The 20,856-nt window shown below is 61.9% G+C and carries 17 protein-coding genes and 1 pseudogene; 13 read left to right on the top strand and 5 right to left on the bottom strand.

Annotated elements, in window-relative coordinates:
- Positions 1-34 precede the first annotated feature (34 nt).
- Together GEOBRER4_RS12035 and GEOBRER4_RS12030 are read left to right on the top strand one after the other, a co-directional pair.
- Positions 35-1,186 (top strand): SGNH/GDSL hydrolase family protein, encoded by a 1,152-nt coding sequence (locus tag GEOBRER4_RS12035; protein ID WP_185242494.1) that lies wholly within the window; start codon positions 35-37, stop codon positions 1,184-1,186.
- A complete protein-coding gene (locus GEOBRER4_RS12030) occupies positions 1,183-2,679 on the top strand; it encodes an MBOAT family O-acyltransferase (protein ID WP_185242493.1) in 1,497 nt (498 codons plus the stop codon). Before GEOBRER4_RS12035 ends, GEOBRER4_RS12030 begins: the two co-directional genes overlap by 4 nt.
- Before the next feature lie 9 nt (positions 2,680-2,688).
- On the opposite strand, the gene GEOBRER4_RS12025 is transcribed toward GEOBRER4_RS12030, so the two are convergent.
- Both GEOBRER4_RS12025 and GEOBRER4_RS12020 read right to left on the bottom strand, forming a co-directional pair.
- A complete protein-coding gene (locus GEOBRER4_RS12025; RefSeq protein WP_185242492.1) occupies positions 2,689-3,891 on the bottom strand; it encodes a VanZ family protein in 1,203 nt (400 codons plus the stop codon).
- A 29-nt stretch (positions 3,892-3,920) separates the two neighbouring features.
- Positions 3,921-4,637 (bottom strand): Crp/Fnr family transcriptional regulator, encoded by a 717-nt coding sequence (locus GEOBRER4_RS12020; RefSeq protein WP_185242491.1) that lies wholly within the window; start codon positions 4,635-4,637, stop codon positions 3,921-3,923.
- A gap of 302 nt (positions 4,638-4,939) precedes the next feature.
- Here GEOBRER4_RS12020 and xrtA point away from each other — a divergent pair, with 302 nt between their 5' ends.
- The 11 genes from xrtA (at position 4,940) to GEOBRER4_RS20440 (ending at position 16,388) form a co-directional block, all read left to right on the top strand.
- Positions 4,940-5,785 (top strand): exosortase A, encoded by an 846-nt coding sequence (gene xrtA, locus GEOBRER4_RS12015; RefSeq protein WP_185242490.1) that lies wholly within the window; start codon positions 4,940-4,942, stop codon positions 5,783-5,785.
- On the top strand, positions 5,782-6,408 hold the full coding sequence (locus tag GEOBRER4_RS12010) for an exosortase C-terminal domain/associated protein EpsI (RefSeq protein WP_185242489.1): 627 nt from the start codon (positions 5,782-5,784) through the stop codon (positions 6,406-6,408). The genes xrtA and GEOBRER4_RS12010 overlap by 4 nt, the downstream gene beginning before the upstream one ends.
- 108 nt (positions 6,409-6,516) lie before the next feature.
- On the top strand, positions 6,517-7,803 hold the full coding sequence (locus GEOBRER4_RS12005; RefSeq protein WP_185242488.1) for a nucleotide sugar dehydrogenase: 1,287 nt from the start codon (positions 6,517-6,519) through the stop codon (positions 7,801-7,803).
- A gap of 22 nt (positions 7,804-7,825) precedes the next feature.
- Positions 7,826-9,898 carry an XrtA/PEP-CTERM system histidine kinase PrsK gene (gene prsK, locus GEOBRER4_RS12000; RefSeq protein ID WP_185242487.1) on the top strand — a complete coding sequence of 691 codons (2,073 nt, stop codon included), beginning with the start codon at positions 7,826-7,828 and terminating at the stop codon, positions 9,896-9,898.
- A 10-nt stretch (positions 9,899-9,908) separates the two neighbouring features.
- A complete protein-coding gene (gene prsR, locus GEOBRER4_RS11995; RefSeq protein WP_185242486.1) occupies positions 9,909-11,273 on the top strand; it encodes a PEP-CTERM-box response regulator transcription factor in 1,365 nt (454 codons plus the stop codon).
- A 19-nt stretch (positions 11,274-11,292) separates the two neighbouring features.
- Positions 11,293-12,435: a hypothetical protein gene (locus tag GEOBRER4_RS20085; protein WP_226377771.1), complete on the top strand. Its 1,143-nt coding sequence runs from the start codon at positions 11,293-11,295 to the stop codon at positions 12,433-12,435.
- Between the two features lie 144 nt (positions 12,436-12,579).
- Positions 12,580-12,726, top strand: a complete 147-nt coding sequence (locus GEOBRER4_RS11980; protein ID WP_226377770.1) for a PEP-CTERM sorting domain-containing protein — start codon at positions 12,580-12,582, stop codon at positions 12,724-12,726.
- A 171-nt stretch (positions 12,727-12,897) separates the two neighbouring features.
- Positions 12,898-14,004: a metabolite traffic protein EboE gene (gene eboE, locus GEOBRER4_RS11975; protein WP_185242485.1), complete on the top strand. Its 1,107-nt coding sequence runs from the start codon at positions 12,898-12,900 to the stop codon at positions 14,002-14,004.
- Entirely contained in the window at positions 13,982-14,194 is a 213-nt protein-coding gene (locus tag GEOBRER4_RS20385) for an alkaline phosphatase family protein (RefSeq protein ID WP_404813840.1), read from the top strand. The genes eboE and GEOBRER4_RS20385 overlap by 23 nt, the downstream gene beginning before the upstream one ends.
- Positions 14,195-14,251: 57 nt before the next feature.
- A complete protein-coding gene (locus tag GEOBRER4_RS11970; RefSeq protein ID WP_185242484.1) occupies positions 14,252-15,043 on the top strand; it encodes a sulfite exporter TauE/SafE family protein in 792 nt (263 codons plus the stop codon).
- Positions 15,044-15,068: 25 nt separating this feature from the next.
- Positions 15,069-16,388, top strand: a complete 1,320-nt coding sequence (locus GEOBRER4_RS20440) for a tetratricopeptide repeat protein (RefSeq protein WP_185242483.1) — start codon at positions 15,069-15,071, stop codon at positions 16,386-16,388.
- A 126-nt stretch (positions 16,389-16,514) separates the two neighbouring features.
- Here the strand turns inward: GEOBRER4_RS20440 and GEOBRER4_RS11960 are convergent, their stop codons facing one another.
- The 3 genes and pseudogenes from GEOBRER4_RS11960 to GEOBRER4_RS11955 form a co-directional block, all read right to left on the bottom strand.
- Entirely contained in the window at positions 16,515-18,731 is a 2,217-nt protein-coding gene (locus tag GEOBRER4_RS11960) for a methyl-accepting chemotaxis protein (protein WP_449727635.1), read from the bottom strand.
- Between the two features lie 543 nt (positions 18,732-19,274).
- Positions 19,275-19,445 (bottom strand): annotated as a pseudogene (locus GEOBRER4_RS20435) (hypothetical protein); the annotation flags it as partial.
- Positions 19,446-19,961: 516 nt separating this feature from the next.
- On the bottom strand, positions 19,962-20,624 hold the full coding sequence (locus GEOBRER4_RS11955) for a sugar O-acetyltransferase (RefSeq protein WP_185242481.1): 663 nt from the start codon (positions 20,622-20,624) through the stop codon (positions 19,962-19,964).
- Positions 20,625-20,856: the final 232 nt, after the last annotated feature.

The following is a 20,856-nucleotide window of genomic DNA, read 5'->3' as shown; positions in this document are numbered from 1 at the left end:
GAGAGCCAATGGTGCACAGGTAGGATTTCCTCGATTGGTCATCCTGATGTCGAAGGCCGTCTTCTTCCTGATTCTCTTGACGTTTACCCTGGAGGTCTGTGCACGACTCGACGATTGGTTGCGGTATGACGCACCCCTTTTGCAGAAGTATTCCAGCGAGCGTCTGAGGGGACGGGATACAAGTGGCAAGTTCTCTTATAACCTTCCTCATGCCAGATTCGAGAAATGGCAGCACAACAGCCTCGGTTTCCGCAGTTCTGAACTCGAGGTGGAGAAGAGGCAGGGGATTACCCGCATAGTCTGCGTCGGTTCCTCGGAATCATACGGGCTCTATGAGAGCGCAGGGAAGGAGTGGCCCGCCCAGTTGCAGGCGCTGGTTCCTCCCTCGCGCTACCAGGTTGTCAACGCATCGGTGGTCGGCCTAAGCTTAACTTCCTTTCGCTCCTATCTGCAAAAACACGTCTTCCCGCTGCACCCGGACATCGTCGTCCTGGTGGTGAACCCTATCTTCTATGTCACCGGCCAGAGCAGGGCCGAGCTCAGTAAAAGCACTCCGGTGCAGGCTGCGGCAACGGCGCCGCGGGCGCCGTCAGTGAAGGAGAGGGCGCTCACCCAGCTGCGGATACTCCCAAAGCTGAAGCAGGTGGTCAAGCAGGCTGTCAGCACTGCATGGCCGGAAGCGTTCAAGGGGTACCAACTCAAAAGCACCCTGAAACAGGTGCAGGAACTGGAGCGTTCCCTTTCGGGAAGAAAACCGATGGAGGCGGTCCCGCCGGCGTACCTCAAGAGTTTCGAGGAGGAGCTCACCCGGACGGTCGAGTTGATACGATCGCATCAGGCGCGGGTAATACTCACCTCCTACCCGGCGCTCATCAGCCCTGACAACCTTTCCCTTTATCCAGAGATCTTTCTGGACAACAGGCGGTTTTGCATCGAGCTGTCCCAGGCCGGGCTGCTCGACACCTTTACCAGCTTCAATGCGGCCACCGAACGTATTTCGCGCGAACTCGGGGTCACCTTTGTCGACACGCATCTTGCCTTGCCGAAGTCGACGGAATTCTTCGGGGATAACGTCCACTACACCGACAAGGGAGCCAGGATCTTTGCCGAGCAGGTCCTGAGGGGGGTAGACCCCTCCATGCTTTACCCTGGACGCGACGCTGCGCGGCTGCCGGAGTCCCGATGAGCTTTGCCTCCCTCCCGTTCATACTGTTTTGCGCGGCCTGTGTCGCCGTTTTCTGCGTCACGCCCGCGAAGTGGCGCTGGCTCTTCCTGTTGGCCACAAGTTACAGCTTCTACGCCACCTTCAAGGTTCCATACCTACTGCTGGTCCTTTTGATGGTGACGCTCATCTGCTACGGCTGCGGGTTGCTGCTGCAGCAAACTGCAGACCCGAAGCGCAGGCTCCTCTTGCTCTGGGGGGGGATCGCCGGGAACCTTTCCCTGCTCCTCTGGATGAGGTACCTTCCCTTTGTCAGTGACAACCTCAACGGGGCGCTCGGGCTCTTCTCCCTCGATTGGCGTTTGCCGTCGGCGCCACAGCTTGTCGCCCTCGGGGTCTCCTACTACGTCTTCCAGGGGATCTCATACCTGGTCGACGTTTATCTGGAAGTCATCGAGCCGGAGCGGCACTTGGGTTACTACGCCCTGTCGCTTTGTTTTTTCCCGAAGCTTGTGCAGGGGCCGATCGAGCGAAGCGGCAACCTCCTTTGGCAACTGCACGAGTTGGGGAGGCCTTCTCTTGAGATGTTGCGATCCGGAGTGAACCTCTTCATCTGGGGCGCGCTCAAGAAGGTGGTGGTGGCCGATCGTCTGGCTGCCTACGTCGACCCGGTCTACGGCAACGTGCACGGCTATCACGGCCTCGCGCTGCTGTTCGCGACCTATCTCTTCGCCCTGCAGATCTACTTCGATTTCTCCGGATACACGGACATGGCGCTCGGGGTAGGGCGGCTTTTCGGTGTACGTCTCACCCAGAATTTCAATGCCCCATACCTGGCAACTTCCACCGCCGATTTCTGGAGGCGCTGGCACATTTCGTTTTCCAGCTGGATCCTGGATTACATTTTCAAGCCGCTGCAGTTTTCCCTGCGGGACTGGCCGCGCTGGGGCGTGCCGGTTGCGCTCCTGACAACCTTCCTAATCTCCGGGCTCTGGCACGGCCCCAGTTGGTGCTTCATCACCTGGGGCGGCATCCACGGTGTGTACCTGGCCGCCGGGGTTCTTTCAAAAAAAAGAAGAGGCGCTTGGAGCAAACGGTTCGGGATTGGAAAGAGCCCGTGGCTTACCTGGTGGCAACGGCTGGTGACCTTCAACATGGTCTGTTTCTCCTGGGTCTTCTTTCGCGCCACCACCATTGACGACGCCCTATATGTTGCCTATAGCGCAGTGGCAGATCTACCGCAAAGCCTTAGACCCGTGTTGCTTCCTCATCAGCTGCAACAGCTGTCTCTGGGGAAGCCAGCCGGGGAACTTCTCTTCACCCTGGTATTGACGGCTGTCGTCGGTTTCCTTGGCTACTGGGACCTGGAACGAAGGAAAAAGGATCCGGAAGCGGAGGAGCTTGGTTTTCTGCAGAGTCTTCCCTTGTGGGGGCAGGGGGGGGCGTACGGGGTCATCTTATATCTGATCACCATCTGCGGGGTCTCCGCCAAGGGGTTCATCTACCAGCAGTTTTAAAGCCTCAGCTCAGGCGCCCGCCCGGGGGGGCGCACCGCGCAGGTAGAAGGCCGGCGCGAGCCAACCGGCGAGCGCCAGGAGCGCCTGGGTCAGGTCGGGGGTGCGGCCCGGGATCTCTAGCTGCAGCCACTCCAGCGCTAACACGAAGGCAAAGACAGCTGCTGCTCCCGGCCAGGCTCCCCCCCGCGTTTCTCCCCCGACCGACGCGATTAAAATCCACAGGGCGGCGAAAGGCCACACCCCTTCCAGAATGCTCCCGAAACCGGTCAACTCGTGGGCCAGCTGCCCCTGAAAAGGTACCCAGCCAAACCCTCCCGCCAAGCCCCCCGCTCCAGGTTTCAGCTCGTAGAGCGCGAAGCCCGTGACAAGCAGCAGACACCCGATTAAACGTCTCGACTTCTCCCCTAAAAGCCCCGCCACGGCCAGAAGCGGAACAGCCGCAAAAAGCCCCGCCAGCGCCTCAAGGGAAAGCTGGCGGCCCAGGATGAAGATCTTGCCGCAGAGAACCAGCGCGGCGAAAAGGGAGAAAAGGGGGAGGGCAAGGGCGCGCCGCCTTAAGGTCTCCTGCGCCAGCACGCCTAGCGCGGCGAGATAGCAGAAGTAGGTGGCACCCTGCATCAGGTCCAGGCGCGACAGGTCGTTGGCCGTGTACCAAAGTGGCTTGAGCCCGTTCTTGATCCCTCCCCAGTCCAGCGAAGGGACGAATGGGGCCCACTGGGAGCAAAGCCAGAGAAGGAGCACGGCAAGGCCGAGATCCCCCTCTCTCCCGGGGGCGAGGAAACTTGCCCGCCAGCGAGAAAGCGCTCCTTGCGGCATGGCGGCGCGCTGCCAGATAAGGGCGAGGAGCGCGCCGGCGCAGGCCCCCAAGGTATTGGCGCCGAGGTCTACGGTGGAAGGGGTGCGGCCGGGAAGGGCAGTCTGGGTGAGCTCCATGGCGAAGCTGAGCGCGCTCCCGGTGACGAGCGCGCAGGCAAGCGCAATGACTGCGGGCCGTTTATCGACGCGGAACAGGCGGAAGAGCAGGTACCCCAGGGGGACGTAGGCGATGACGTTGACCAGGAGGTCGCTTTTCGAGACGTGGCCTGGAAGCTTGAGCGTGCACCAGGCGAAGAATCCGGAGCCGGGGAGACGCCAGCCGCTTAAGGGGAACAGGGAGGCGTAGGCGATCAAAAGGACGCAGATGAGAGTCGCAAGCAGCGCTTTCCGGTTCAAGTGCCCCCCCTTTTGGTCGTAGCGCTCCCCTAGTGCCTGGCGCGCTGCTGGTGGAAGGGGTGGTTCAGGAGGATGGCCTTGTTCTGGAGCACCGAGATCATGCCGGACTTCTCAAGGCTCCTCAGCACCCGGCTCATGGTCTCGCGCGTCACAGAGGCGTAGCTGGCCATCTGCTGGTGTGTCATCTTCACGTCGATGATGATGCCGCGGTCGTCCCGCACGCCGTAGAGCTCCCCCAGGCGGTCAAGGAGCGAGATGACGCGGTCCTGCGCGTTTTCTGCGTTGAAGGAGAGTATCCTGATCATCTCCCAGGAGTCCCTGAGCCTGCCGCAGAGCAGTTCGATCACCTTGCGGCGGATACCTTCGTTGCTCATCAGGTGCTGCTCGAAGTCGTCCTTGTGCAGGAGGCCTATCACAGACTCCTCGTGGGCGATGATGGTGGCGGGGGAGGTCTTGCCGTCCAGAAGCGACATCTCCCCGAAGAAGTCGTTCTTCTTGTGGATGGTGATGATCTGCTCCTTGCCGTCCTCGTTCATCTTGACCACGCGCACCTTCCCGGAATAGATCAGGTACATGTAGTTGCTGGTGTCCTCCTCGTATAGGACTATCTGTTCTTTCTCGTAGTTCTGCTTACGGAAAAGCCTTTCCACCTTTTCGATTTCGTCGGCCTTCAGGGTGGAGAAAAACGGGATGCTGCTGATGATGTGCGCCTCTGCTTTTTGTTTTTGCCCTGCTTGATGAGTCATCCGGGGCCTCCTCGTTTACATAAGATCTTTGTGCCGGCTTAGCAGAGTGAACCCGGATTTGCAACGGCACTTCATTGGCATGGATGGCGGTCACTTCCACACTTTGGCGGTCAGCGCTGCTGGGTTGCTGGCACTTTCCGGAGCGGCACTGACTGTTCCTGAAATTGCTCAGTGTGTAACGCCAGAATCCGGTTTAACATAATGAATTAATGCTTGTCAATTTGTCTGTCGCACTGTAAAGTGTAGCATCCCAAATCGACGCTGGCATTCGCCCACCTGCTGCGGATTCGAGGTTTTCTCCAATGACAGTCGCCGAGTCTTTGAAACACCACAGGATGCAGTTTCTTCTGGCGCTTATGATACTGACCGGCGTCTACTGGAGCATCCTGCCGGATATGGTGCAGCAGTGGTACGAGGACGCGAACTATTCCCACGGATTCGTCGTCCCCCTCATCGCCGGGTACTTCGCTTACGAAAGGCGCAAGGAGCTGGCAGAGGTGCTGGCCGAACCCTGGTGGCCGGGGCTTTTGCTGGTCGTAGCCGGGCTTTTGCAACTGGTGGTGGGTTGGCTTGGGAGCGAATTTTTCACCATGCGCAGTTCCATCGTGGTCACCCTTTGCGGGATGACCCTTTTTTTATTGGGGAAGAGGCTTTTCCGGCTTATGCTCTTGCCGCTTGCCTACCTCCTTTTCATGGTGCCGCTCCCCTACATCATCTACGACATGATCGCCTTTCCCCTGAAGCTCTTCGTTACGCGGGTCTCGATAGCGTCGCTGAAGCTCATGGGGGTGGTGGTGCTCAGGGAGGGGAACATCATCATGCTCCCCTTCACCACGCTCGAGGTCGCCGACGCCTGCAGCGGCATCAGGTCTCTCATCTCGCTGCTGGCGCTTTCCGTCGCCTACGCCTTCTTCCTGGAGATGGGGGCGCTGCGCCGGGGCCTTTTGATCCTCTCGGCGATTCCCATCGCCATCTCGGCCAACGCGCTGAGGGTCATCGGAACCGGGCTCCTCGCCCAGTACTGGGGCGCCAAGGCAGCGGAGGGCTTCTTCCACGAGTTCGCCGGGCTCGCCGTCTTCGTGGTCGCCATAGCCCTCATGATCAGGCTCGGTTCCCTGCTCTCCAAGGGTGAAGGGGGTGCGGAATGAAGGGACATTTCCTGGCGCTCTACCTGCTCCTTTTCGCGGCCGGGCTCTACCTCAACCTGCACAGCGACCTGAGCGTCCCGATGAACCGGCCGTTGCAGCAGTTCCCGACCACCGTGAACAGCTGGCGCATGACCGAGGAGGGGCGGCTTTCCGGCGACGTCCAGAACGTGCTCAAGGCGAGCGACGTCCTGATCCGCCAGTACCAGGGGGCGCAGGGTGAGAAGGTGCAGCTCTACATCGGCTACCACGGCGGCGGCAAGGGGGGAGGGGAGATCCACTCTCCCAAGCACTGCCTTCCCGGCAGCGGCTGGCTGGAGCACTCCAGTAACCGTTACACCATAAAGGCAGGCAAAGACGAGTTGAACCTGGTCCAGGCGGTGTATCAAAAGGGTGAAAGCAGCGAGCTCTTCCTCTACTGGTACCAGGTGCGCGGCAAGAGCCTCTCCGAGGAGTTCTCGCTCAAAGGGGAGCAGATCCTGAACTCCGTGTTGCACCGGCGCCGCGACGCCTCCTTCATCAGGGTCTCGATGCCGTTCCAGGGTGATGAGCGGCAGGCGCTGGCCGTGGGAGAGCGTTTCATCAAGGAGTTCCTGCCCGCGATAAGGAGTTTCCTCCCCAGCTGAGGCGCCCTTTTTGACGGCGCCGGGGCTTCCGTGGCGACCGCAGTGCACCCGGCAGCATGACGGATTGAATTTCAGGCGGCACCTCTTGCCGCGTTTCAGGAGGAAGTTTTGACGGTAGAGCGTATTGTCTCAGTGGTAGGGCTTGGGTACGTGGGGCTGCCGGTGGCGGTTGCTTTCGGCAAGGTGCGCCGCACCATAGGCTTCGACATCAACCGCACCAGGATCAAGGAGCTGCGCGAGGGGCACGACCGAACCGCGGAAGTCGCGGTGGGGGACCTGGCGCAGGCGGACATCCTCTTCACCGACCGGATCGAAGACCTGAGGCAGGCGAATTTCCACATCGTCGCGGTCCCCACCCCGATCGACGAGGCGAACCAGCCGGACCTAAGCCTCGTCTGCCTTGCCAGCGAAACCGTGGGGAAGGCGCTCAAGCCTGGAGACATCGTGGTCTACGAGTCGACCGTCTACCCGGGGGTCACCGAGGACGAGTGCATCCCCGTCCTGGAGCGGGTCTCCGGACTCAAGGGGGGGATCGACTTCAAGGTGGGCTACAGCCCGGAGCGGATCAACCCGGGCGACAAGGAGCACACCTTCACCAAGATCAAGAAGGTGGTCTCCGGCCAGGACCGGGAGACCCTGGAGGTGGTGGCGGAGGTCTATAGCTCGGTGGTGACGGCGGGGGTGTTCCGCGCCTCCTCCATCAAGGTGGCCGAGGCCGCCAAGGTGATCGAGAACACCCAGCGCGACCTGAACATCGCCCTCATGAACGAACTTGCGCTCATCTTCGACCGCCTGGAGATCGACACCGCCGAGGTGCTGGCGGCGGCGGGGAGCAAGTGGAACTTCCTCAGGTTCTCGCCAGGTCTCGTCGGCGGGCACTGCATCGGCGTCGACCCCTACTACCTGACCCACAAGGCCGAGAAGCTGGGCTACATCCCGCAGGTGATCCTCGCCGGTCGGCGCATCAACGACGGCATGGGGAAATTCGTGGCGCAGCGCGCCGTGAAGGAGATCATCAGGGCCGGTCATCCGGTGCTGGATGCCGTGGTCACGGTGCTCGGGATCACCTTCAAGGAAAACTGCCCCGACATCCGGAACTCCAAGGTCATCGACATCATCAAGGAGCTGAAGGATTACGGGATGCAGGTCCAGGTCTGCGACCCTCTGGCCGATCCGGAAGAAACGCTCCACGAGTACGGGGTCGAGCTTACCCCCCGGTCGCAGCTGAAGCCCGCGGTGGCCGTTGTAGCGGCCGTGGCGCATGCGGAATTCGCCTCGCTCACCGGGGCCGAACTCTTGGCGCTCATGGGGCCCAACCCGGTGCTGGTCGACGTGAAAAGCATGTTCGACCGCGAGCGGTTGAACGGCTCCGGCATCAAGGTCTGGTCCTTGTAACGGGCAAGCCCCAGGGGTGAAAATGGCGCTCTCGCTGTTAGCGGTCATCTTGCTTTTGTTTGCCATGCTGAGGATAGTCCGCCTCGAACGCAAGAGCGCCTGCCGCACTTTTTTAGCCCTCCCTTTCTGCGCCGCCGCGCTCCTGGAGTTCTTCGACCTGGCGGCTTTGCGCGGGTTGTTTCCCTACGTCGCCTGGAAGAGGCTGTCGCTTGGAGTCGAGGCGCTGTTCCCGGCGCTTTGGCTGCTGGTTAGCCTCACCTACGCGCGGGACCTGGCCGAGCGCGGCCTTTCACGCTCGACCCGCCTGATGCTCGCCAGCTCACTGGCGCTGGTTCTCGTCCCCGTCTTGATGCCGGAGGCGTCCCTTTACTACGCCCCCGACTTCCCGCTCGAGCAGATGCTCTTTCTCACCGACGCCGGTTACTACTTCTACGTCGTGATGCTGGTCCTTTTGGTGGTCGCGCTCACCAACTTCGAATCCACCCTGGTGAACGCCTCCTCCGAGGCGCTTTGGCGGGTGAAGCTCGACATCGTGGCGCTTGGCTCCATGCTCGCCGTCCTGGTCTTCTACTACACCAACGCGCTTTTGTACCGCTCGCTGAACATGGAGCTGGTTCCGCTGCGCTCGCTGGTTTTCATCCTCGCCTCGCTGATGATCGTCTACTCGCGCACCCACTGGAGGGGGACGGCGCGGGTGAAGGTCTCGCAGGCGGTCCTTTTGAAGTCGGTGGTCCTGACCGTGATCGCCGGGTACCTTCTGCTTCTGGGCTCGATAGGCGAGGCGATGAAGTACTTCGGTTCGCTCTTCCCCCGGGTGCTAGCCCTGTCGCTTGGGTTCATAGCCGGGATGCTCCTGCTCCTTTTGCTCCTCTCTGAGCGCGCCAAGAGGGAGCTCAAGGTCCTTCTGCACAAGCACTTCTACCAGAGCAAGTACGATTACCGGGCCCAGTGGCTGAGCCTCACCGAACGGCTCGCCAGCTTTCAAAGCGGTGAGGAGCTTTTGAACCTGGTGCTGTCGGCCTACTGCGACATCTTCGGGGTGAGGGGGGGAGCGCTCTATCTGCACCAGGAGGGGTGCGGCTGGTTCTGCGCCACGGGGATCCTTGAGCTCGAAGAGGTCAAGTCCACCATGGCCGACGACAATCCCCTGGTCGCCTACCTGCGCGACCGGCGCTGGGTCTTTTGCAGTCGGGACAACAACCCCGAGATCCTCGAGGCCAACCGGCAGTGGCTGCAGGAGCTGAAGGTGAGCTTCGTCATCCCGCTTTTCGAGGGGGGTAAGGTCACCGGCTTCATCGTCCTGGGGGAGCAGGTGGTTCCGGACGAGGAGTACCGCTACGAGGATTACGACCTGATGAAAGCGATCGCGCGCCAGGCCTCGGTCGCCATCCAGCACCAGCGCCTCTCCCAGCAGTTGACCCAGGCAAAAGCTATGGAGGCGGTGGGGAACCTCGCGACCTTCGTGGTGCACGACCTGAAAAACCTGGCGGCCACTGTGTCGCTGGTGGTGGAGAACGCACGCGAGCACCTGGACAACCCCGAGTTCCAAAAGGACATGCTCTCAAGCCTCGGCAACACCACGAAGAAGATGCACGCGCTCATCGGGCGCCTGCGAAACCTGGGCGAGAGCGAGCTTTTGCACATGCGCCAGGTCGACCTCCTGGCGCTCGCCCGGCACTCGGCGCGCCTGGTGCAGGGGAGGACGGTCACGGTGCTGGGGACCCCGGAGAAGGTTCTGGGGGACGAGGAGGAACTGCAGAAGGTGCTTTTGAACCTCCTTCTGAACGCGGTGGAGGCTTCCGAGCCCGGAACCCCGATCGTCGCCGAGGTGGGATGCGCGGAATCCCCCTTCCTCAAGGTATCGGACAGCGGCTGCGGCATGTCGCCGCTTTTCATTCGCAACGAGCTCTTTGCGCCTTTCAAGACCACGAAGCAGACGGGGCTCGGCATCGGGCTCTACCAGTGCCGGCAGATCGTCGCGGCGCACGGCGGCAGGATCGAGGTATGCAGCGCGCAGGGGGAGGGGACCGTGTTCACGGTCTGGTTCCCGTCCTCTGCGGCCGGGACTGGGCAACTCATCACCAAGCCAGCATGAGGGGGGGGCAGTGAAGAAACTGTTGATTGTCGACGACAACGACGATATCAGGCAGCAGTTGAAGTGGGGCCTGAACCAGGAATTCCAGGTGCTTCTGGCGGCTGACGGCAGGGAGGCGCTGCAGCAGTTCAAGACTGAGAGGCCAAACGTGGTGGTGCTCGACCTGGGGCTTCCCCCCTACGCCGACAGCTCGGTGGAGGGGTTCCGCTGCCTGGACGAGATGCTGGGGCTGAACCCGGCGGCGAAGATCATCATGCTCACCGGGAACAACGAGCGGGAGAACGCGCTGAAGGCGATGCGCATGGGGGCATTCGACTTCTACGCGAAGCCCCCGGTTCTAAACGAGCTTAAGGTGATCATCACCCGGGCCTTCCACCTGGCCAACATCGACGAGCAGAACCTGAGGCAGGTTTCGGCCGAGAGCGAGGACGGCGGACAGTGGGGGATGGTCGGCTCCTGCCCCGAGATGCAGGCCGTCTTCCACACCATCCGCAAGGTGGCCGCCTCCAATGCCCCCATCCTGATCACCGGCGAAAGCGGCACCGGCAAGGAGCTTGTGGCCGGCGCCATCCACGAGGCGAGCTCGCGGCACAGCGGGCCGCTGGTGGCGATCAACTGCGGCGCCATCCCCGAGAACCTCCTGGAGAGCGAGCTCTTCGGCCACGAGAAGGGGGCCTTCACCGGCGCCCACGCGGCGGTCAGGGGAAAGCTCCAGTACGCCCACAAGGGAACCCTCTTTCTCGACGAGATCGGGGAGCTCCCGGTGAACCTCCAGGTGAAGCTGTTGCGCTTTCTGCAGGAGGGGACCATCCAGCGGGTGGGCGGCAGGGAGGAAATCGCCATCGACGCCCGCACCACCTGCGCCACCAACGTCGACATCGCCAAGGCGATCGAGGAGGGGCGCTTCCGGGAGGACCTCTACTACCGCATCGGGGTGATCAACATCACGCTCCCACCCTTGCGCGAGCGGGGCGACGACATCCTCCTCATCGCCGAGAACTTCCTCAGGCTCTACTGCAAGGAGAACAAGAAGAAGGCGGTGCGCTTCTCCTCCGCGGCCACCGCTTTTCTCAAGCGCCACAACTGGCCGGGCAACGTCCGGGAGCTGAAGAACCGGGTGCAGCGGGCGGTGATCATGTGCGACGGCACGAGCATAGGCCCCCTGGACCTTGGCTGCGACGTGGAGCCTGCGGCGATGCCGATCCCCTCCAGCGACGGGCTGTCGCTCAAGATGGCGCGGGAGCGGATGGAGCGCGAGATGATACAGCAGGCGATCGAGCGCCAGCAGGGGAACATCATGAAGGCTGCCGAGGAGCTGGGGGTTAGCCGCCCGACGCTCTACGACCTGATGAAGAAGCTTTCCATCCACCCCTAGGGAAACGAAAGGGAAACGCATGGGCAGCGTCAATGGGAACCTCGCCGAGCGCGTGCAGCAGGGGGTTGCAGCGCTCGCTGCCGTGCCGCTCCCGGCCGTGCTTGCCCCCCTGAGGGGTCCCCTCCCGGCGCCGGCGGCGCCCCCTTTTATTCTCACCCTCCTTTACCTGACCCTCTGCGCCTTGAGCTTCATCGCCTGGCGCCGGCGCGGCAGGACCGGCTCAGTCGGCACCGGGGCTCTTCCTGCCGGTGCCACCCAGACGTTGCCGCTTCTTGAGGAGATCGCGGCGCGATTCGAGGCGGGTCAGTTTTCCCCCGAGGAGCTCTGTCCCGTCCTGGCCTCCCTGGCCCGGGTCCGGCTGGCGCAGCGCACCGGCCTTCCCGCCAGCCGCCTGACCAGCTCTCAACTGCTGGAGCAGGCGGAAGCGTCCGGGCTTCTAACCCCTTTGGAACTCGAGCAGGCGGCGGAGCTTTTCCAGCTCTGCGACCGGGTGAGGTCCGCGGCCCGGATCCCCGATGGGGAGCGCGCGCGGCGCTCGCTGGAACTTGCGTGGACCCTCTTTCCACCTCCGGGGGGGAGGCGTGAGGTACCACGACCCGCGGTTGGCCCAGCGGGAGCGCTTCCGGGTCCCGCCCGCACTGGCACTCCCGCTTTTGTCCGTCGGGCCTCTCCTTTGCTTCCGGGGGAGGCCGTGAACCGCCCCCTTTCCGCCGCCGTTCTTTTACTCCTGTTACTGTTCGGGCTCTACCCGGTGCTGCGCCATGACCTCTTCCACTTCGCCTGGCGGCAAGGGAGAGAGGCGCTCTCCCGCGGCGACCATGAGAGGGGAGTAGCTGCCTTCGATTGGGCCGAGAGGATGAGGGGGGGCGACCGCCTTCTCGCCTACGACGTCGGAGTCGCCCTCTACCTGGGGGGGGATTACGGGCATGCCCTGGCGCGCTTTTCCCTGGCGAGCGCCGCCAGCGATCCAGGCCTGAAGGAAGCTGCCCTGTACAACGCGGGGAACGCCGCATTCAAGGAGGCGGAAAGAAAAGGGGACGATGCCGCGGGCGCTGCGGCGCTGTTGTCCCTGGCGGCGACGAATTACCGCCAGGCGTTGGAGCTGAACCCGCGCGCCGTAGACGCGAAACGCAACATGGAACTGGTTCGTGCGCGACGGTGAACTCCCGGGAGTATGCCGGACGGCTGCTCGCCGAGGAGCGCTGATGCGAGCTACAACATGCTGGCCTTCATCCGACCTGTACCTCAAGCTCGCCGGCTTCTACCCTGAAATCGCGGAGCCCAGCCAGACCAGCACCTGCTCGAGTTGCCTGAGAGTGTCGTCTACCAGGTAAGCTATCTGGGGATTGAAGACCCAGGCACAAATCCCGTTCCCGAGCCGTCGACGTTCTTACTGTTCGGATCGGCACTGGCAACTTTCGGATTCTATGTCAGGAGGCGCCGCAATATATAAAGTACCTGCAGTTGCTGTTTGTTCATAACATGCTATTATTTGGTTGAATATCAATGGCGGGATTCATCTTCCCGCCTTTTTTTACTTCTTTGACAGTAAAGCATTTTTATTAAATACTGTTTAACTGATAGCGGTGCACTCTGCCTCTCCACTTAGCAAGGAGGGTTCGACGTGAAGTCAAGGATCACCTACTGCAGCAACATCCATCCAGCCGACTCCTGGGACGAGACCTTCAGGGCCTTGCGGGAACACGTGCCGAAGGTGAAACAGGCGGTCTCCTCCGATGCGCGCTTTCCCATAGGGCTGTGCCTGTCCGCCCGCGCCGCGAGAGAACTCCTGGCCGCTGGGCGGGCTTCATTCGCAAGCTGGCTGCGCGAGGAGGGGTGCTATGTCCCCACCATCAACGGCTTTGTCTACGGCGCCTTCCACGGCGAGGCGGTGAAGCAGAAGGTCTACCTGCCTGATTGGCACAGCCGTGAGCGTGCCGAGTACACGAACCTTCTTGCCGACCTCCTGGCCGATTGGCTTCCTGCCGGGACGGCCGGCTCCATCTCCACGGTCCCGATAGGCTTCAAGGCTAACCTCTCGCCGGTAGAGTACCGCAAGCGTGTGCTGCAGGTCCTCACGCACCTGGAACTGCTGAAGGAGGAGAGAGGGGTCGACATCGTGCTCGCCCTGGAGCCCGGGCCCGCCTGCGTGCTGGAGACCACCTCCGACCTCGTTCGTTTCCTGAAGGAGATGGACCTCTCCGGGCGCCTTAGGGCGCGGATCGGGATCTGCCTGGATTGCTGCCATCTGGCGCAGCAGTTCGAGGAGCCGGAGCAGGTCCTGTCGCTTCTGGCCGACAGCGGCGTGCGGGTGGCCAAGGTGCAGGTCTCTTCGGCGCTCGCCTGTGGGCACGGCGAGCGTGCGGCTCTCTCCGCCTTCGACGAGCCTTGCTATCTGCACCAGGTGGTTATCCGCGGCAAGGACGGTTCCTTGAGCCGCTACCACGACCTTCCGGACGCCCTGGCCCAGCACCTGGGGGAGGAAGGGGACGAGTGGCGCTGCCATTTCCATGTGCCGCTCTTCCTCGAGAAGGCCGGGACCCTCGGCACCACCCGCGGCTTTGCCGAAAAGCTTTTGCCGCTTCTGGACCGGGAGGTGCTGCTTGAAGTCGAGACCTATTCCTGGAGGGTGCTGCCGCCGCAGCTGCGGTTGGAGCATCTTTCCTCGTCCATAATCCGGGAGATCCGGTGGCTGCAGGGGAGAGTGGATGCAACGGACCGTGGTCCTTAACCTGGTCGGCTTGACCCGCGCGCTCATTGGGGACAGCACCCCGCGCTTGCGGGAACTTTCAGCTGCAAGCGCCGATATAACGAGCATAACCCCCGCAGTAACCTGCTCGATGCAGTCCACTTACCTGACCGGAAAGCGCAGCCATTGTTTCCGGTCTTTTTTATTCCCGCCTCGTCAATTTGCTGTTTGAAAAACCGCGCAGTCCCGCGTATGATGCCTGCCAAAACTGGTACCGCGGGAATTGCTAATGACTTTCTGGCTTTTGTATGTTGCCCTGGGGGCTTTTGCCGGGGTCCTTGCCGGTCTGCTCGGAGTGGGGGGCGGCCTGGTGATCGTACCGGTCCTCACCTTCATCTTCACTGCGCAGCACATGCCCGAGGCGCACATCCTTCACCTGGCCCTCGGGACCTCGCTCGCCAGCATCATGTTCACCTCCGTCTCCAGCCTGCGGGCCCACCATCGCCGCGGCGCCGTCGAGTGGACGGTGGTGCGGCGCATCAGCGCCGGCATCCTGGTCGGCACCTTCGCCGGTTCCTGGGTCGCCTCCCAGCTTTCCACCGGTTTCCTCAAGGGCTTCTTCGTCGTCTTCCTCTACTACGTCGCCCTCCAGATGCTGCTCAACATCAAGCCAAAACCGCACCGCCAGCTCCCGGGGCTTGCCGCCATGTCCGGCGTCGGCGGCGTCATCGGTGGCGTTTCCAGCCTGGTCGGGATCGGCGGTGGGACCATGACCGTTCCTTTCCTGGTCTGGTGCAACGTGGCCATCCAGCGGGCCATCGGCACCTCGTCCGCTGTAGGTTTTCCCATCGCCCTGGCAGGTGCCGCAGGATACCTGGTCAACGGCCTTTCGGCGGAGCTCCCTCAATACAGCCTCGGTTTCGTATATCTCCCCGCTTTGGCCGGGATCTCCGCGACCAGCATGATGACCGCCCCCTTGGGGGCGAAGCTGGCGCACACCCTTCCCATCGACCTGCTGAAGAAGATCTTCGCGCTGCTCCTGGTCGTCATGGGAACGAAGATGCTGCTGAGCCTGTTCTGATTTATGTGGTGAAAAGACCAGCACTGTGATTGCAACGGACAAGGATGGGCTTTTTCAACAAGTTTTTCGGCGGCAAGGAGAAAGGGGAGACGGAGGGCGCGCAAGGGACCGGGCGCAAGGGACCGGGCGCAAGGGTGACTACACCTCTCTTTCCCAGGGCTCCGACTTCGTGGCCGCGCTGTCGCTGCTGCATGACGATCTGGACGGGGCTTTCGCAGCGTACGTGAAGCTTGCCGAGGAGGCCCCGCAGGACAACCTCTCGACCTTCTTCGCCTCCAGCATCATGGCGGGGAAGGGGGGCGTCTCTGAGGCGGCGAGCAACCTGCGCTCCATAAGCCAGCGCATCTCCTCCTCGGGGGAAAGCATCTCCCGGGTCATTTCCACCGAGCTTTTCGAGGCGGTGCTGGATCACCCCGCGGTGCGCATTCCCGCCGTGACCGATCTGGTGCTGGCCTTCGCAGAGGCGCTCAAGCGCGGGGGATTCCTGCAGGAAAGCGCCGTCTGCTTCGAGATCGCCGCCTCGCTGGTGCCGGGCAACGCCCACGTGCTTCACAAGTTCGGCGACGTGCTGCACGATCTGCGCATGTACGATTACGCCGAAGAGGTGCTGAAGGGAGCGCTGAGGCTCGCCTCCCACCACTGGGGCGCGCTTTACACCTACGCGGTCCTGCTCCACGACCTGGGGCGCAACGAGGAGGCGCTGGCCTATTACGAGAGGGCGGTAAAGGTCGACCCGAACCACGCGAACTGCCGCAACAATTACGGCTCCGCCCTCATGTCCCTGGGGCGCTTCGACGACGCGCTGGAGAAGTGCAACCTGGCGGCTGAGCTGGCACCAGAGGCGCCGCTGCTCAAGGTGAACCTCGGCAACGTACACCTGATGAAGCAGAACTACGACGAGGCTCGAGCCTGTTTCGAGGCGGCCGCCTCGCTCGACGCCAACCTGGCGCAGGCGCATTTCGGCCTTGGGGCGGTGGAGGCAGAAACTTGGCGGGGACAACAAGCGGGTCCGGGAGCATTTCCAGAAGGCGATCGAGCTTTCTCCCGCCATCCCCCAGTTCCACCATGCGCTGGCGAAGCTTCTGGCCGGCGAGGGGGACCAGGAGGCGCTCACGCATTTCGCCGCGGCGGAAAAGCTGGACCAGGCCTTGCGCGACCTGCAGCGGGATTTCGGCAGCGCCTGCCTTGGCTTTGGCCGGTGGGAGGAGGGGCTGAAGCACCTGGAGACGGCGCTCGAGCAAAACCCCGAGGACGCCTTGGCGCGCGAGATCCTCGCCATGGCGCAAAAGCAGGCTCCGGCTTAGACGGAGTGTCTGGCGCCAGCCTGACCGGGATGGCAACATGAATGAAGGCCGCTTCAGCCCTTGTGACGGGGGCAGAGGCGGCCTTTTTTGCGCCGGTGCACGTTGGTTGGAAAATAGATGCGGCCGCCTCCACCTTTTACCGGTAGGGGGCGGCCTTTTTTTGAGGATTAGAAGCGCTCGAAGGCGTCGTGGTCGAGCTGGATCGCTATCCCGTTGTCGGCTGCCGCCCGCTTGAGCCCCCTTTTGGCGGTCGCCTTGGCCGCGGACCCGGAGTAGGTCAAGGACGCTCCGCCGTGGGGGGCGGCGCTGTGCTTGCTGCTCCACTGACCTTCCTGAGCTGCGCCGTTCACCCGGAAGAAGGAGATGGTCCCCTGCAACTGCCCCGCCTGCGAGGAGAGCTGCTCGGCGGTAGAGGCCATCTCCTCGGCAACCGCCGCGTTCTTCTGGATCACCTGGTCCAGCTGCTGGATCGCCTGGTTGATCTGCTGCGCGCCGCCGTCCTGCTCCCTGCTCGCGGCGCTGATCTCCTGGACCAGTTCCGCCGTCCGCTGGATGTTGGGGAGGATCTCCCCCAAGAGGTTCCCGGCCTTCTCGGCGATCTCGACGCTGGAGGTGGAAAGGGTCGAGATCTCGCCCGCCGCCTTCTGGCTCCTTTCGGCAAGCTTTCTCACCTCGGCCGCGACCACCGCGAACCCCTTGCCGTGCTCGCCCGCGCGCGCCGCCTCTATCGCCGCGTTAAGGGCCAGCATGTTGGTCTGCCGCGCGATCTCCTCGACGATGGAGATCTTTCCTGCGATCTCCTTCATGGCCGCGAGCGTCTCGGCGACAGCTTTGCCCCCTTCCTGCGCGTCGGCGGCGGACTTCACCGCGATCTTCTCGGTCTGCGAGGCGTTGTCGGAGGTCTGCCTGATGTTGGCGCTCATCTCCTCCATGGAGCTCGAGGCCTGCTCCGCCGAAGCCGCCTGCTCCGTCGCCCCCTGCGAGGTGTTCTCCGCGTTTTCCGCCAGTTCCTTGCTCCCGAGGGTGACGTTGTCCGCCGCGAGCTTCACCTCAAGCACCACCTCGGAAAGTTTACCCACCATGCCCGCCAGGTCCTTCAAGAGTTCGTCCTTCTCAGAACGCGGCGTCACCTCGACGGTAAGGTTGCCGTCGGCTATCTCCTTGGTTATGGAAATGATGTGGTCCATGGCCTGCTTGACGCTCTTCAGGCTGTCGTCGATGCGCAGGAAGTCGGCGTGCGACTCCTTGGTGTGCTGGTCGGGCTGCCCGATGGCGAAGTTCAGGTCCAGGTCCCCCTGGGCCAACAGCTGCAGGTTGACCGCCATGCGCTCGATCTCGCTCTTGGTGTAGTCGCGGTTCCTGATGATGGCGGTCAGGTCCTGGACCACTTCGACGTAGCCGATCTTCTCTCCCTTGCGGTTCAACAGATACGAGGTGTCCTGCTTGCAACCCGAGCCGCACCAGTCGAAGTAGCTCTCCGGCACCCCCCGGTGCAGCTGCTTTATGCCGCACCCTTCCGAGTTGCAGATGTTGGCGGCGGCGTTGCTGCAGGGAAGCCCGAGCGCGGTGACCCTGTCCCTGATGCGCCCTTCCTTCACCAGCAGCGCCTCGAAGGGTTTGTTGAGGAAGGTCCAGTTCATGTCGTTGTCGGTCACGTGGATGGGGAAGGGGACCGCGTCGATGATCGCCTCGTACCAGTCGTTCTTGTCCACCACCATGTCGAGGGTTTTGTTCACCCCGTCCACGATGGCGCGGTACTCGCCGCGATGCCTGGAGGCGTCGGTCCGGGTCTGGAACTGTCCGGCAAGCGCTGCGGATACCAGCTTCTCCGTGTCCTCGATCATGGCGCCCACCGCGTCCTTCACGCTGGAGAGGCTGTCGTTGATCTTCTGGAAGTCCTCGCGGGCCTGCACCGTGTGCTCGTCGCCCTCCGCCACCTTGAGGTCGAGGTCCAGGTTCCCCAGTGCCAGCTTGGTGAGGTTGCCGGCCATCCGTTCCACCTCGGCCTTGCTGTAGTCGCGGTTCCTGATCATGGCGGTCAGGTCGGTCACCACCTCGACGTAGCCGATCTTCTCCCCCTTGCGGTTCACGAGGTAGGAGGTGTCCTGCTTGCAACCCGAACCGCACCAGTCGAAGTAGCTCTCCGCCACACCCTTGTGCAGCTGCTTGATGCCGCATCCTTCCGAGTTGCAGATGTTGGCGGCGGCGTTGCTGCAGGCAAGGCCCACGGCGCTGACGCGGTCCTTGATGCGCCCTTCGCGGACCAGGAGCTTCTCGAACGGCTTGTTCATGAAGGTCCAGTTCATGTCGTTGTCGGTTACGTGGATGGGGAAGGGGACGGCGTCGATGATCGCCTCGTACCAGTCGTTTTTGTCCACCACCATGTCCAGGGTCCGGTTCACCCCGTCGACGATGGAGCGGTAGTCCCCCTGGTGCCGGGAGGCGTCCACGCGGGTCTGGAAGCGCCCTGCGAGCGCAGCGCCCACCAAGGTTTCCGTGTCCTCGATCATGGCGCCGACCGCCTCTTTCACCCTGGCGAGGCTCTCGTTGATCTTGACGAAGTTTTCCCGCGCCTGGCCGGTATGCTCGTCGGCCTCTCCCACCTGGAGGTTCAGGTCGAGGCTCCCAAGTGCCAGCTTGGTAAGGTTGTCCGCCATCCGCTCCACCTCGGCCTGGGTGTAGTCGCGGTTCCTGATCATGGCGGTAAGGTCGGTGACCACCTCGACGTAGCCGATCCTCTCCCCCTTGCTGTTGACAAGATAGGAGGTGTCCTGCTTGCACTCGGAGCCGCACCAGGTGAAGAAGCTCTCGTTTTTGCCCCGGTGCAGCTGCTTGATGCCACAGCCATCGTTGTTGCAGATGTTGGCGGCGGCATTGCTGCAGGCAAGGCCGACGGCGGATTCACGGTCCCTGATGCGCCCCTCGCGGACCAAAAGCTCTTCGAACGGCTTGTTCATGAAGGTCCAGTTCATGTCGTTGTCGGTCACGTGGACCGGGAAGGGGACCGCATCGATGATGGCGCGGAACCAGTCGTTTCTTTCGGTCAACCGGTCCACCTCCTGTTGCGCCTCGGAAGCCTGCTGCGCGAGCGACGCCATCTCGCCTGCGGCGCCGCGCGAAAGGTACGCCCCCAGCGCGAGGATGGCCAGAAGGGCCGCGGCACAGGCGCCCGCCGCTACGGCGGCCGAACCCTGCAGCGACGCGTAGCACCCCAGGCAACAAAGCACCGCCGCGACAGTGAAGCCGAACATGATTCTCTTACCCACGTCTAAATTTTTCATACACTCCCTATCCTTTGATTGTTTGATTGAATATCGGTTGACCCGAGGAAATTTGATGCAACGATTTACTGTCTATAGTGCTGCTGTTCCTGTATTTGTATTACAATTTATAGCTTTGCTATGTTTGGCTAACGTTGTTTTAAACGGCTCATCGGTATGGTTGAAATAAAATGTAGACAAATATGCTTATAAATTTGCAATTCGCAATTATTCATGGTCAATAACTTTAAAACACCTCAACAGTTAGTCAGAAATTGTAATACAAAACGAAAAATTACAGTACAGACTATGGCCCATACAGTATTAAATGCCAAATATAGCGAGATAAAATTGTCATACATTTTTGCAGCATCGTTTCTTGGTTCTTCGGAGTGTTAGAACATCTAAAGGGAGCGTCCGGCGACAGGACTTTTTGTGTTCAGATGGGGAGGGGGTAGGTGAAGGGAGAATCTCTTTGACGACGCGGGCTGGGTTCCCGGCAACGATCACTTCTGGAGGCACATCGCGAGTAACTACGCTTCCTGCACCGATAACCGCTCCATCTCCAATGGTGACTCCGGGGCAGATGATCGCACCGCCTCCGATCCAGATGTCCGAACCGATAGTGACCGGTTTGGCTGATATAAGACCCGTTCTGCGCTCGGCTGCGCCGATAGGGTGTGTTGCTGTGTAGATCTGCACCGATGGCACGATGAGGACGTTGTCGCCGATGGTCACCTGGGCGCAGTCGAGTACCACGCAGTTGAAGTTGAAAAATACCTTGGAGCCAAAAGAGATGTTCCTGCCGTAATCGCAGAAAAAGGGGGGCTGAATCCAGACATCGCTTTTCCTGCCAAAGAGTTCGGCAAGCAGGCGATACCGTTGCTCCTTCTGATCCTCCCTAGTCGAGTTGAGCAGCAGGCACAGGTCGCGGCAACGGTCCCGCTCCTGGCAGAGCAGCGTATCCAGCGGATCGTAAAGCTCGCCTGCCAGCATCTTCTCTTTTTCCGTTTTCACAAGCCCTCCCTTTGCTGGACGCGGGAAAGTAAAAGGATACTGGACACCGGGGAAAAGGACAGCCGGGAGCCGGGAGCAGGGGAACAGCGTGAGAGAGGGACGGCGACCCGAGGCATTGAGTTGGGCTCGGGCACCGTAGGCAAAATTGTAACAGCTCATATCTTGTCACATAGAACAGTTGACTTGGCGGAGCGCTGCCATATAGTTCTCCCCGGAACTTCAAGGTGTTAGG

Source organism: Citrifermentans bremense, from assembly GCF_014218275.1.
Lineage (GTDB): Bacteria > Desulfobacterota > Desulfuromonadia > Geobacterales > Geobacteraceae > Geomonas > Geomonas pelophila.
Note: the sequence above shows the minus strand (reverse complement) of the source record. Positions and strands in the feature narration are given on the sequence as shown.

Excerpts from the sequence above, each read along its gene's own strand:
- GEOBRER4_RS11960 (WP_449727635.1), bottom strand. The coding sequence starts at position 18,731 with ATGGTGGTGGACAAAAACGACTGGTACGAGGCGATCATCGACGCCGTC.
- GEOBRER4_RS20085 (WP_226377771.1), top strand. The coding sequence starts at position 11,293 with ATGGGCAGCGTCAATGGGAACCTCGCCGAGCGCGTGCAGCAGGGGGTT.
- GEOBRER4_RS12030 (WP_185242493.1), top strand. The coding sequence starts at position 1,183 with ATGAGCTTTGCCTCCCTCCCGTTCATACTGTTTTGCGCGGCCTGTGTC.
- GEOBRER4_RS12020 (WP_185242491.1), bottom strand. The coding sequence starts at position 4,637 with ATGACTCATCAAGCAGGGCAAAAACAAAAAGCAGAGGCGCACATCATC.
- xrtA (WP_185242490.1), top strand. The coding sequence starts at position 4,940 with ATGACAGTCGCCGAGTCTTTGAAACACCACAGGATGCAGTTTCTTCTG.
- GEOBRER4_RS12010 (WP_185242489.1), top strand. The coding sequence starts at position 5,782 with ATGAAGGGACATTTCCTGGCGCTCTACCTGCTCCTTTTCGCGGCCGGG.
- GEOBRER4_RS20385 (WP_404813840.1), top strand. The coding sequence starts at position 13,982 with ATGCAACGGACCGTGGTCCTTAACCTGGTCGGCTTGACCCGCGCGCTC.
- prsK (WP_185242487.1), top strand. The coding sequence starts at position 7,826 with ATGGCGCTCTCGCTGTTAGCGGTCATCTTGCTTTTGTTTGCCATGCTG.
- GEOBRER4_RS11970 (WP_185242484.1), top strand. The coding sequence starts at position 14,252 with ATGACTTTCTGGCTTTTGTATGTTGCCCTGGGGGCTTTTGCCGGGGTC.